We start from the raw sequence: 12723 nt of genomic DNA, 5'->3' as shown, positions 1-12723 counted from the left end.
TATGATAACTTATTATTTTGCGTAATCTGGTATTTCCGGAACAGAGCGCTCCCAACGCTTCCAAGGAGCTTTATCCTCGGCAAGCAGTTTTTCAAGCATAGATTTCTCACGTATATTATCCATGCACTGCCAAAAACCAGTATGGATGTAAGACATCAACTGACCCTCTTGCGCCAACTTGACTAGTGCGGTCTTTTCGAAGACACAAGAGTCACCCCCTTCCAGCATATCAAAAACCTCGGGTTCCAACACCATGTAGCCGGCATTAATAGGAGCGCCATCAGAGGCGTTCTTTTCCCGAAAAGCCCTTACGGCTTGATCTTTAGTAATATCTAAGACTCCTTTATCTTGTGCTATCTTGACGGCCGTAAGGGTCGCAAGCTTGCCATGGCTCTTATGAAACTCCACCAATTTATCAATTTCTACATCACAAACACCATCGCCGTATGTCATCAAGAAAGTCTCATTCTCTATATATCTCTGGATACGCTTAATACGACCTCCAGTCATAGTGTTGTAGCCCGTATCAACGACTGTGACTTTCCAAGGCTCCATATTAGTTTGATGAACGGTCATTTCGTTGTTGCCACCACGATAGTCGAAAGTCACATCAGAGTTATGAAGGAAATAGTTGGCGAACCACTCCTTAATATATTCCTGTTTATAACCGGCGCAAATGATAAACTCGGTATAACCATAATAGGCATACTCTTTCATAATGTGCCACAAGATTGGCATACCACCAATCTCAATCATTGGCTTCGGCTTGAACTGAGATTCCTCAGATATACGAGAACCGAAACCTCCTGCAAGAAGTACTACTTTCATGATAAAGAAAAGATTTTTCAGTTAAGTAATCAGCTAAAGCTAAGATAATTAAGAATTAAACTTGTCTTTATAAATTGTATAATCATTATGTATATCAACAAAAACTGCATGAATAGGATATTCTGTAAAAATATCAGAATTAGGGATTTTCATAAAATCGCTACCATACCTAAGAGAAAGATATTTTTCCGCTTCAAAAGGAATAGGTAAAAGGAGATTCTCAAAATTCACATAGCGCTGAATTCCTAACCATTTACGAGGAAAACTCGTTTTGGGAAACGGAGCCTTTCCAAAAAAATGGCCAACAAGTAACGTATTTTTAGTTGAAAAGTGATTCAATATTTTGAATAAAAAGTTTTTTGCTGTAGTACCTACAACAAAATGACAAGAATTAATAAATACTTTCTTGAAAAAGCTATCAGAATCGTAATCTACCAAATAAAGAGATGTAGCTTTTAAAATTTGAGCGGATAAATATTGAATATAACGAACAAACTTATTAGGTGATACATTATACAAACACATTATATCAATATAAATACCTTGATGCATTTTATTATATCCTTTTTCAATACAAGTTGTTCCATTCATTCTTAACTTAGAAAAAAACAAAGGCCACTCAGTAGAATTTTCTCTTTGAAGATGAAATTTTTCTGTATCAAGATGTATAGAAGCATAATGAAGGAACTTATGATAATTATTAAAAGTCATAAAAACGTCAAAATCATCATCCCATGGAATAAAGCCATGATGCCTAACAGCACCTAAAGCACTTCCACCCATTAAATAATATTCTATATCATATTTCTTACAAAACTCATCAAAATAAAACGCTATTTCTAATATTTTATATTGAAAATCTTTAATATCAACATTCATAGTAGTAATTTAAACTAGTTTATCACGCAATATAGTAGAAGAAATACCTTTAGTATAAGGAAAATAAACAACTTTAGCTCCATTCTTATTCAACTCAGCTTCTACTTCCTGAAACAAAGAATTACCTTTCCAGTCATCACCAACAAACATCACATCGAAATGCAAACGATGATAAGCAGACATTTTATCTCGATTAACTTGAGGAACTACTTTATCTACATATTTGCAAGCCTCAACAATTGCCTTACGATTATCATAAGAGATTATAGGACTTTTATGCTTATACTCTCTTACCAATTCATCGGTACTAACACCAACAATTAAAAAATCACACAATTCCTTAGCTCGTTTTAGTATGTTTAAATGACCAATATGAAACATATCAAACACTCCAGAAGTGTATCCAATAATAAAATTTTCGTGACACATAATTATATATTATTTCAACAAACTATTATACAAATCCACCCACCTTAGCATAACATTTTTTACAGTAAAATAATGGAGACAATTAAAAGCATTATCTGAAAGTTTACAACGCAATTTTTCATTAGTAATTAAGTCATAAATCGAGCGAGAATATTCAGATATGTCCAAAGACTTAATAACTTTTGAATTAACATCATTAATTAAGAAACCTCGAATAGCCATACAATCATCAAAAGCAATAGGGACTACTTTCATCTGCATAGCTTCAAGCAGACTTAGTGGAGCACCTTCTAATAAAGAGGTAAACATTAGTATTGACGAACGTTCAAAATATTTCTTTGAATCATCACGCCCAACCAATTTCACATTTACAATATCATTTTTATTTATAAAGTCTTTATAAACAGATTCCCACTCTCCATAACCAACTATAGTTAAACACCAATCTCTCACGTCATAAGTAGATAAAAAATGTTTCCAAATTTTTAATGCTAGTAATATACGCTTAGATATTTCATCAAATCGAGCCACAATTAGCAATTCATTTGTTTTAGAATAGTTACGCTCAACATAATCAAATGAGAGAAAATTGGGAATTGAGACCATCTTAGAAGAATCCTTCAAATTAGCAATAGATCTATAAATGGGTATATAAGCATCAGATAGGAGAACTAAAGCATCTGAGTATTTATAGATAGATTTATACTTCCTTTTGGTAGTATATTTAACTAGAAAACGAGTAATAGGGTAGAAGAATAACAATAAAAGATAAATAAGCCACTTAAAAGAAATCCGCCTATTAAGAACTTGAAACAAAAGAGATTGCTTATTATATCTAATATTCTCTGTTCCTGGAAGATTATGCAAAACTGATATAATTTTCACTTTTAATCCCGCAACAGCTTGACCAAGGAATTTCATATTAACAGCTCTTGATGCCTGATTATGAATAATAGAAATCTCATTATCAATAAGAAAAGAACGGAAACCATCTAAATCATTATAATCAATTTTAAATTTCGCATCAAAGACTAATTGAGAGGAACTATATTCAGAATCTTTAAAATAAGCTATAAAACAATGAATTCCAACACTAGACAAATATTTGGCAGACAACAAAGTGACTTTTTGATTGCCACTACCTGATTCAGAAGGATCTAATAAACTAATAAACAAGATATTCATGATCTATACTTATCAAATAATTTACGATATATTTTCTGAAAAGGAATATAGTGATTCTTATAACCATCTATAACACATATGCTTTTATAAAAATTTATCGTGTGCAAACCATCCGAGTAATATGACGAGGAATCAGGATAAAGGGATATTACTTTTGTTTCATTATAGGACTTATCTGAAATATCCTCAACTTTATACAGAATAATACCTTTACCATACCCTTGTAAACAATCCTGAGCTGGTCTGTATACAGTATTATTTACGTACATGAAATCACCAGCCATTCTGCTCCCAAACAAATTAGATTTTATTAATATTGGAGACAAATCGTATCCATATAATCTATTATTTGAAGTCCACATATACAAATCCTTATTATATGCATTTCTTGAAGTTGCAAAAAGATAAAAGGCTCCATTATAAGGCAAGATTGTAGCATCCGCAACTGCAACAGGAAGCATAGTACTGAAATGTTCACAAGAATGTAACAAAGTATTATACTTATAAACATTAAGTTCTGTAGAATACGAATTTTCAGGAACAATATAAACCTCATCAAGAGTATCACCTCTAATAATCAAGGGATAAGAGTTATGTATATTATCATCTATCAACGTATATTTTTCAATTATTTCACCTGTACATTTATCGACAGACAAATGACATATTGTTGCTACATTTTTACTACCTAACAAGATATCTTCTACAAGCAAATCAATAGTGCAGTCAGATACATTTAAAATGAATGGATCTGCATAACAATGAAATTTAGAGTCTCTCCTTAACCAAGTGATATTAGACAAATCAATATTATCACTGACTAAATCTTCTGGAATAGCATTAAAAAATCCCACATTCCATTCTTTATAAGATATTTTTTTCTTTAAATCAAAAAACATATAAATAATTAATTGGTTTTACCACAAGAATACTTACCCGACATTACTATCCAAAAAAACAGACCTCCCCAAAGATATGTATTAATAATAGCACTTTCGGACAAACTCAAAAATAAATATTGAAGCATTACAGGAATGAGAATCAAATTATAATCAAACTTAGAAACAGCCTTACAATATAGATTATACAAATATGCTAAAGAAAAAATTCCAGAAGACAGCAGCAATGATATATACGCAACATCTATTATAATAGACTCATCAATATTAGTTGCACCAATCAACAAATTATTCGGAGTTAATTCGCCAAATACGAGCAAAGAATACCTTAATCTACCAGAACTAATTTCATGAATAAAAGAATACTCTGATTCATTAAACAAAACAACAATAAAAAAGAATAGTATCACAAATGGATAAGACAACAATATATATTTATTAAAGAAACATTTTTTTAAATTTGTTTTTTGAACAAAAGATAAAACAAGCAGAATACAGCCAGAGAACAGAACCGTACGAGAATAAAATGATTCATATATAACAAAGACTATAAAAGCGACAAGAAATGTATTAATTTCTTTCTTTAAAACCACAAGAAAAATAACCAAGAAAAACAAATACAATGAAAACAGGTTAGGATTTCCATATCCCATATCACTAACAACGCCTCCAGACTTATAGAAAAAATCAGAATATTCTTCATGCAACACTCCTAAAATCAATAAACCGTAATTTATAATTAAGAATAATACAGTTAGACAAAAAGAATATTTAGCCATTTTATCAATATAAAGATTCCTAGATATTGATACCAGCAATGACACAAACAACATTTTAGATGCTTCCACACGAAACAATGAAAGTATAAAAAATAGAACTATCCAATAAATATTATCATCTATCTTTGTAAAAAGCAACGAAATAAAAGAAATACCAATAATAAGTATAGATAAATTAGCTGTAGCAAAGTCTGATATATTTAGTGTCATTTTAAGATTAACAAGAAATATTATAATAAAGAACAATATCTCTAAAATTCTATTCTTCTTAATAACAAATGAGCCAGTCATAAAATACTATATATTTCATTCATTGTTTTTTCAACATCAAACATCAAAGAACGTTTTGCTGCTTTATCTTGATAGACAAAGACCTTATTATAATCATTGACAAATAATTTAATTGCATTATACAGAGATTCATCATCATTGTCTGCCAAAACCCCATACTCGGAATTTGACCCTAAAAGCTCTACTGGACCAACTGTTTTTGTAGACACAATTGCTTTTCCCAGACATAATGCTTCCGCCACAACTAAAGAAAATCCCTCTGCCAAAGAACAACTCACAAATAAATCCGCACACTTTATATAGACATAAGGATTAGGCTTATAACCTAAAAGGTGTACATTATCATCCAAATGTAAATCATGGATCATTTTACTAAGATCTGACTCCAAACAACCTGCACCAACAATCCAAAAATCTATATCATATCCATTATCTACAAAAATTCTAGCAACTCTTATAATACTATCAAATTGTTTTTGTCTAACCAATCTTCCTACTAGACAAACCGTAAATTTCCTTTTCTCAACTTTAAACTCATTTGCCCGCAAGACAATTGTCTTACAATCTATCAAATTATATATTACTTTTGTGGATGTAGTCACATTAAAAAGTTGTTGAAATTTATTTTTCGCATCATTAGACACAAAGATCACATCATCCATTAATTCATAACATTTCTTCTCATGCTTATTACTTTTGAAATACCTTTTTGTCCAATGGAAATTAAACAGATCTACGTGCACCCAAGATAAATGCCTAATTCCTTGCTTCAATATAAAGCTATGATACACCAAACTCCGTCCTTCTAAAAAAGATATTATCGTATCATACTTTTCACCTTTCATCTTATCAATTATTATCTGTCTTCTAAAAAATAATATATAAAAATAATATAAACCAAAATAGGACATTATTTTTCCTATCATTCTTTCTAATAAGGGTCTATTAATATTATAGAATAATATTATTTTTCTCACTTCTAAAGGCACTAGATTTGCATAATTTCCAAAATCATGTTCTAACAAAAGATCTATATCATATTTACTATAATCAAAATTATTAAGCATATCCACCAATAATTTTTCCGCTCCACCATCATAAAGGCTTTGCATCACGAACAGAATTCTTTTTTTATTGCCACAAGTCATATATAAATAATTTAAATTCAAATTACATCAAATATATTCTAGTTACTTAACATGATTCAATAACCCTACATTGCTTATATACTATTTTTACTCTATTAATAACAAAAACAACTATTTAACAACAAATCGTTTTAGAGCCGCATGCAATATCATACGCTCACTTGATTGCAACAAACTATAAATAACACTAAAGCCAATAAATACGGAAAGCGAAAAAACTATCAAGAAACGAAAAACTGAATCATTAGGTTCGATTAACATCAATATAGAACCGACTAACACCAATGAGAATGTAAAAATTAATATAGGCCTAACAACATCTCGAAAGTATTTTCTCATATTCAACTGTATTTGCCTATGAATATCACACAAACTATAAAACCAATATCCTACATTTGCTAAAACCGCAACAATAAATGGGACAAGCGGATTAGCATTCAATCTTAACAAAAGATAGCTTATAGGTAATATCGCCAACGTGAACATTCTACCATATACTTGACTGTTTTTTATATGTCCAGTTGCATTTGCCGCCATCCATAGAGGTGGTATAAATACTCCTATCAAGGATTCACACAGAACAAGACGAGTGAATGATATAGTATGGCTTGGAACCTCACCTAACCAAACCTCCAGTATAAACTCTATCTCAACCATTACAGGTATAGCTATCAAGGCCGCTAAGAAATAAGCATATTTAGAGCTTTTCTCAATTAGTGTCACCATGTATTCACAATCACCGGAAGCATATGATTTAATTATTTGAGGTTTAACCGCTGTCATCATATTCTCAGTAAAACGTGTAACAACTGCGCTTACTTGCACAGAAACCGCTCGTGCCGCATTTACAGCGGGACCAAAGAATATATTTAAAAGGATATTTGTTCCTTGTACACCTGCAGACCAAGCGAAACAGCCAAATAAATTTTGACCTATAAACTTTGACATCTCTGCGACCAAACTATAATTCCAATAAAACCTAAATTTACATTCGGTAAATGACCTTACACTATATATCGCATAAATTAGCCAGACGAAGACAGAAACTATAGCCATAAGCAAACCATACAATATCAACGAATCGATTGTTCCAAAAGCTTCAAGCAAATAGACTATGAATAATCGAGCACAAGCCTCAAAAAGACCAAGATAGGCATATATATTCATTCGCTCATGCGCAACTATAGCCCCCATTAATGGGACTTGATTAATAGCGGAAAGTATGGAGATCAATGAAAAATGATATACCCAAACGGCAGCACCTAACCTCTCTGGAGGTATCACTAACTTATTGTATACAAACCAAAGTCCCAATGTTTCACCAAACAGCAATAATAATACGGATAACAGCCACATGAGGGTTAGGCTCTGTCTAAAAGCACATCCTGTCTCCATTAAGTCTTGTTTTCCCAAACCTATATTCATATATCGTTGGGTAACATTAGATAAACTAGAAATAAAAAAGCTCATGATGGAAACTACCCCTCCCACCACATTATAAATGCCGAAATCCTCTACACCCAAAACCCTCAACACGACCCGACTGGTGTACAGCGTCACCCCCATAATCAGAAGCATGCGCATGTAGAGGAACAACGTGTTCTTAGCTATTCGCTTATTGTTTTCGGAATTTGCAGACATAAAATCGTAATCGAACAATCCAAAGCACACACTTTATTAAGACACACCAGACAATGCAGAGAATAATATTTCATGACTTAAGAGCAATTAAAGCACATATTTTTTTATGTATTTTACAACAAAATGCAATATACAACCCAATAATACACTAGAAATCACATACACTACAAAAGCAAAAAAAGGATTATCTATAATACGCATTAAGGAATAACGTCCTTCACTAACAACCTCAAACATCAAATATATCTCAAAACTAATAAAAAAACAAAAATGAAACATATTTATTAGGAACAGATTTTTTACATTGAAATGATAATCATCCACAAAATAAAGGAATGCAAACATTAAAATCAGAAATGGATAATATGTAACTGAAAGTTTAAAAAATCTTTGTTTCAGAAAAGACATATCATATTCCATCCGGCTATTATTATTCCATACAATACCAAATAGCATACCAGACATTGCGATAAACAATGTTACAAAGACACCTCCGAAATAATGTCCTAAAAATGAAATTGAATTATAATTATGACAAAAATGGCATAGCAATATACCGGTAATAGCAAGAGCCCTTAAATAGTCGAAGGCAACAATACGTTCTCTCATCTCTCTATTAATAAATCATTTAAATATTATGCAAACTCAATACAAGGCGTACACTCTAGGGGAGGCTCTTTGCAGTACCCTAAACCTAGTCATATTAACAATCAATTTTGATTTTAACATTATCTGTGTCCAATGTAATGTTATTAGGAACTTTATTCACATAATTCCTACACCCATTATCAGATCACACCGTGGTCTCACCAATGTACAAGCTATTTCCAAAGCATACTCAACCGAGAAATCCCTGTTACCTTATCATGTAAAGGTGGTTTACCAGTACAGGTAATAGTGATTTATCTGTACTGGTAATAGCGATTTACCAAATATGTCAGATCTCATCCGGGCTCTCGCTATCGCCACCGCCATCAGCAGGCTTTCCGCCCACCCAAATTTGCGTACTTACGCTACGAGGCGTTTTCAGTATGTGACCCGCACTACCATACTGCGTCGTCACAGTCAGCGTGTACTCACCTTCCGCCAAATCAGCCGGCAGGAGCAACGTGAGCGAAGAAGGGTTGTTGATGGTGATCTGGTCGTCCGTCAGTTTCGTGGTGGCACCTTTGGAGTCGGTCAGCGTAACACCTACCGACTCGTGGTCGCCAACCACTTTCAACATCGCCCCACGGACGAAGAAGTTGTGACCCGCAGTGGCGCTGCCGTCTTTCAAGCCCGTCTTACGATCCTCGGTCTCCAAGATGTACATGATGTTAGACTTCTCGCCGAGGATCTCCACCACGGTCTTGGCGATCGCCTCGCGCAGAGCCTTGTCTTGCGTGAAAGAGACGTAGATGGAATTATTCTCCTTGTTCCAAGCGCCGCCCTCAACCACGCCTTTCAACTGGGGGACGGCACGGAACAGACCCGTGTTCACGCTATAGCCGTTTAAGATCAAGTCCATTACTATCCGATGGTAGAGGGTCACAGAGTGACGCATCGTCTCCGGGCGTAGACCGGTGTCTTGCTTGTACATCTCCTCCAACACGTCATCCAAAGTTAAACTTCCGGCCGAGGCCAGTAACAAGATCTTGTCCGTCTTGTTGTCGGTGGTCACCGCATTATCGATGAGCCAGCCTTTCAATACTTTCTTCATGGTATTTTGATTTATAGGAAGGACGGAATTGCCCTTCCCGGCTTTCCTTGTCTAGAACCTCTTGTCGAATGCCGATTCCCTCTTCTGCCGATTCCGGGCGATCAGCCAATCGATCACCAAGTGAAGAACCGTCCATAGAGACAGGTTTAAAAATAATATACAATTGACATTCAAATGATTAGCCAATACAATATTCAATGCGATAAAGAAAACGGACACGCAAATGATCGTCACCATCACCATCCGCACCCGCATACCCGTGCGCAACAACTTATGATGGAAATGGTTCTTGTCCGGCAAGAACGGGTTCTTGTGCTCACGAAGGCGGCGCAGCACCACACGTACCACGTCCAGCAACGGTACCAAGACCGTGGAAAAGGCAATCACCAAATAAGGATTCGAACGCTCCGTAGAGGTACTATTCGATACGCATAAATGAATGATCAGGAAACTGATCACGTAGCCCAACGTCAAACTCCCAGCATCGCCCATGAAGAGCTTATGCCCGCAGTTGGCATTGCCAAAGACATTGTAGCACCAGAAAGGCATGAGGATTCCCAGCGTACAGATAGCGAGCAAGGCATAAACACATTGATCTTGAATGAAAAAGAACACGCTCAAGACCGATAAGGCGATACAGCACAAACCGGAGGCCAGACCATCGATCCCGTCAATCAGGTTGATAGCGTTTGTCACATAAACCACGGCGAAAACCGTGACTGGCACACCCAGCAAGGCCGGGACCGAATAGATCCCGAATAGGCCTCCCAGCGTATCGAGCCAATTGCCGGACAACACCAGCAGGAGGGCCGACACGACTTGTACGATGAACTTGTAGCGGTAACCCACCCCGACCAAGTCATCGCAGACACCCACCAGATAAAGAAGTGTCATGCCCACGAACAAGAAAAGATACTCATGGAGCATCTCGATCGAGAAGCTAGACAGATCCGAGGGCCACAGATAAAGGCGAAAGCCTATCACCAAGGCAAACGACATCAAGACCACGGGAAAAAACGACAGGCCACCCAAGCGGGGAACCGGGGTCGTGTGTACCTTTCGAGAATCCGGGACATCATACAGTCTTTTCTTGTGGGAGATCACCAAGATCCTCGGGATGATCACCATGCCCAAAGACACGGAGATCAGATATCCGGACAGTAATAACAATAATAGAATTTGCACCTCACTCATACGATCTCACTTAATGAAGGCAACCCCTTCACCTCGCCGGCATGCCACGCTTGGTAGTCCTCATGGGAGAGTTGGGATGCTGTTAATAATTTGTAATCTATGTCGTCTCTTCGCAAGATGTGCTTGCGGGCATACGAGCGGAGCGAACGATCCGTAACGGACACCATCACCACAGGAAAAGGGTAGCCGAGCAAACGCATTGGCGTAATCTCGCTGTCCGGGAACACATGGCGCAACTGATAGGCCGAGCGCTCAAATGCCACCCAGTAAGGACCCGTGCAATACAGGTGAATCGAGTTTTGGTTCGCACGCTCGCGGTTCATGATATCATTTAAATGCTCGTTCAGCAACCGCACCAAACGAACGCCGGAAGGAAGGGAAGACATTTCTTTTTGATTTATGATTTATGATTTAAACTGTCAACTGTCACTTGTCTACTGTTAACTTATTTCATGGTTGAGCCACCCGTCGTAATCGTCCAACCGGCGGATCAAGGATAACTTGCTTTTCTTGGGCGAGGACTCACCCCGCCACGGATCCACCACCTCATGCGCCATCTGCCGGTAAAGGGCGCTGTCCGTGCAACCGTAGAGCGTCACCAGCAACAAGGCACGGGATTGCGGAGCTTTCACCACCGGGAGCATACCACGCATCGTGTCATGCAAACGTGTGAACTCCTCCTCATCGCCCAACAACTTGTAGGCAGAAAGAAGCAATGAGTAGATCTTGCAACGCATCACGTCCGTCTCCGCACGGAGCGAACCGTAGGATCTCAACACCTCACGGGCCAAACGAGTATCCTCCTCTGATACGTTGCCGGAGGCATGGTAACGTCCCAAGGCATCGTGCAAGCCTTCCCGCAGGCGGTCGTTGTCCAGATGGGTATAGACGTGCTTGCCCTTGGTGTTCAGCTCGATCAGCTCGTACTCGCCCGGCTTCACCTCCAACAAGGGGACCCACATGCAATCGAGGATACGAGCCATCACATCTTTATGACCGCCACCCGGCTGGATCACCACCTCCGCCTCCATACCGGTAAAATAACCGGACGTGATACGCACACGGTCGCCCTTCAGCAAGCGGTCGCTGTCCGGTACGTACACCGGAAGCTCGTTGGAATAAGATTCCGCCACCCAACGTAAATTCCCCATCTCGTCATCCGACAGATAAGGGAAATGAGTCATGCCTCCGGAAGAGACCCGGGGAAGGAAATTGTATAGGGGAAGCGTGCGCTTCATCTGGAAGATCTCCTCAACCGAGGACCGGACAAACACGTAGTTGAACAGCAGGGGTCGTTTCGTGTTGACCATCTTTCCGTCCACCTTCCTCACCTCCACATAGGAGGGGGCGAAATACTCGAACAACGTCTCCCCACGACGCTTGCGCCGGGAAAGCTCGGCATCCAAGCTTTTAGCGGGGCTGATCCTGTCGCGTCGTGCCACACCCGTAGTAGGAAGCGTGAGCACGTACCAGCGTACAGTCTTCAGGTCATGACGCTTGCCAACCCGCGCCGTACCCCTCTCCGAGCGACCGTCTCTCAAAACATTCATCATTATGATTATCTTTTCCTAAGATTATAGCAGGATCTCCACTCAAGCCTCACGACAATTCAAAGCCCTACCAAGAGAACCATATTTACTCCTGATAAACAACACTTTATGTCTTTAAAAATGGCTTTTCTGAAAATCACCATCGCTTGAAATATTAAGCTACTCGGGAAGTAGCTTAAAAGGTTGGAAAATGGTTATTAC

The 12723-nt window shown here is 37.5% G+C and carries 13 protein-coding genes; all 13 read right to left on the bottom strand.

The window, feature by feature from the left end:
* Positions 1-12: 12 nt before the first annotated feature.
* The gene (rfbF, locus tag NBH07_RS01055) at positions 13-828 is read right to left on the bottom strand and encodes a glucose-1-phosphate cytidylyltransferase (protein ID WP_005856281.1); all 816 of its coding nucleotides are present in this window, start codon (positions 826-828) and stop codon (positions 13-15) included.
* A 48-nt stretch (positions 829-876) separates the two neighbouring features.
* A complete protein-coding gene (locus tag NBH07_RS01050; RefSeq protein WP_005856279.1) occupies positions 877-1707 on the bottom strand; it encodes a LicD family protein in 831 nt (276 codons plus the stop codon).
* A 9-nt stretch (positions 1708-1716) separates the two neighbouring features.
* Positions 1717-2136, bottom strand: coding sequence for an FAD synthase family protein (locus NBH07_RS01045; protein WP_005856277.1), 420 nt, complete (start codon positions 2134-2136; stop codon positions 1717-1719).
* Between the two features lie 9 nt (positions 2137-2145).
* Positions 2146-3321: a glycosyltransferase gene (locus NBH07_RS01040; protein WP_156682637.1), complete on the bottom strand. Its 1176-nt coding sequence runs from the start codon at positions 3319-3321 to the stop codon at positions 2146-2148.
* A complete protein-coding gene (locus NBH07_RS01035) occupies positions 3318-4220 on the bottom strand; it encodes a glucosamine inositolphosphorylceramide transferase family protein (protein ID WP_005856272.1) in 903 nt (300 codons plus the stop codon). The genes NBH07_RS01040 and NBH07_RS01035 overlap by 4 nt, the downstream gene beginning before the upstream one ends.
* A gap of 8 nt (positions 4221-4228) precedes the next feature.
* A complete protein-coding gene (locus NBH07_RS01030; RefSeq protein WP_005856270.1) occupies positions 4229-5290 on the bottom strand; it encodes a hypothetical protein in 1062 nt (353 codons plus the stop codon).
* Positions 5287-6438, bottom strand: coding sequence for a glycosyltransferase (locus NBH07_RS01025; RefSeq protein ID WP_005868195.1), 1152 nt, complete (start codon positions 6436-6438; stop codon positions 5287-5289). Before NBH07_RS01025 ends, NBH07_RS01030 begins: the two co-directional genes overlap by 4 nt.
* A gap of 111 nt (positions 6439-6549) precedes the next feature.
* Positions 6550-8079 (bottom strand): polysaccharide biosynthesis protein, encoded by a 1530-nt coding sequence (locus NBH07_RS01020; protein WP_008778277.1) that lies wholly within the window; start codon positions 8077-8079, stop codon positions 6550-6552.
* 87 nt (positions 8080-8166) lie between these two features.
* Positions 8167-8688, bottom strand: a complete 522-nt coding sequence (locus NBH07_RS01015; protein WP_009017867.1) for an acyltransferase family protein — start codon at positions 8686-8688, stop codon at positions 8167-8169.
* 328 nt (positions 8689-9016) lie between these two features.
* Positions 9017-9778, bottom strand: coding sequence for a DNA-binding domain-containing protein (locus NBH07_RS01010; protein ID WP_005856246.1), 762 nt, complete (start codon positions 9776-9778; stop codon positions 9017-9019).
* A 51-nt stretch (positions 9779-9829) separates the two neighbouring features.
* Complete coding sequence (locus tag NBH07_RS01005) at positions 9830-10972, bottom strand: MraY family glycosyltransferase (RefSeq protein ID WP_005856244.1); 1143 nt, start codon at positions 10970-10972, stop codon at positions 9830-9832.
* Positions 10969-11358, bottom strand: a complete 390-nt coding sequence (locus tag NBH07_RS01000) for a hypothetical protein (RefSeq protein WP_009017866.1) — start codon at positions 11356-11358, stop codon at positions 10969-10971. Before NBH07_RS01000 ends, NBH07_RS01005 begins: the two co-directional genes overlap by 4 nt.
* 54 nt (positions 11359-11412) lie before the next feature.
* Positions 11413-12525 carry a transcription termination/antitermination protein NusG gene (nusG, locus tag NBH07_RS00995; protein ID WP_009017865.1) on the bottom strand — a complete coding sequence of 371 codons (1113 nt, stop codon included), beginning with the start codon at positions 12523-12525 and terminating at the stop codon, positions 11413-11415.
* Positions 12526-12723: the final 198 nt, after the last annotated feature.

Source organism: Parabacteroides sp. B2-S-102, from assembly GCF_023656665.1.
Classification (GTDB): domain Bacteria; phylum Bacteroidota; class Bacteroidia; order Bacteroidales; family Tannerellaceae; genus Parabacteroides; species Parabacteroides distasonis.
Note: the sequence above shows the minus strand (reverse complement) of the source record. Positions and strands in the feature narration are given on the sequence as shown.

Excerpts from the sequence above, each read along its gene's own strand:
- rfbF (WP_005856281.1), bottom strand. The coding sequence starts at position 828 with ATGAAAGTAGTACTTCTTGCAGGAGGTTTCGGTTCTCGTATATCTGAG.
- NBH07_RS01050 (WP_005856279.1), bottom strand. The coding sequence starts at position 1,707 with ATGAATGTTGATATTAAAGATTTTCAATATAAAATATTAGAAATAGCG.
- NBH07_RS01045 (WP_005856277.1), bottom strand. The coding sequence starts at position 2,136 with ATGTGTCACGAAAATTTTATTATTGGATACACTTCTGGAGTGTTTGAT.
- NBH07_RS01040 (WP_156682637.1), bottom strand. The coding sequence starts at position 3,321 with ATGAATATCTTGTTTATTAGTTTATTAGATCCTTCTGAATCAGGTAGT.
- NBH07_RS01035 (WP_005856272.1), bottom strand. The coding sequence starts at position 4,220 with ATGTTTTTTGATTTAAAGAAAAAAATATCTTATAAAGAATGGAATGTG.
- NBH07_RS01030 (WP_005856270.1), bottom strand. The coding sequence starts at position 5,290 with ATGACTGGCTCATTTGTTATTAAGAAGAATAGAATTTTAGAGATATTG.
- NBH07_RS01025 (WP_005868195.1), bottom strand. The coding sequence starts at position 6,438 with ATGACTTGTGGCAATAAAAAAAGAATTCTGTTCGTGATGCAAAGCCTT.
- NBH07_RS01020 (WP_008778277.1), bottom strand. The coding sequence starts at position 8,079 with ATGTCTGCAAATTCCGAAAACAATAAGCGAATAGCTAAGAACACGTTG.
- NBH07_RS01015 (WP_009017867.1), bottom strand. The coding sequence starts at position 8,688 with ATGAGAGAACGTATTGTTGCCTTCGACTATTTAAGGGCTCTTGCTATT.
- NBH07_RS01010 (WP_005856246.1), bottom strand. The coding sequence starts at position 9,778 with ATGAAGAAAGTATTGAAAGGCTGGCTCATCGATAATGCGGTGACCACC.
- NBH07_RS01005 (WP_005856244.1), bottom strand. The coding sequence starts at position 10,972 with ATGAGTGAGGTGCAAATTCTATTATTGTTATTACTGTCCGGATATCTG.
- NBH07_RS01000 (WP_009017866.1), bottom strand. The coding sequence starts at position 11,358 with ATGTCTTCCCTTCCTTCCGGCGTTCGTTTGGTGCGGTTGCTGAACGAG.
- nusG (WP_009017865.1), bottom strand. The coding sequence starts at position 12,525 with ATGATGAATGTTTTGAGAGACGGTCGCTCGGAGAGGGGTACGGCGCGG.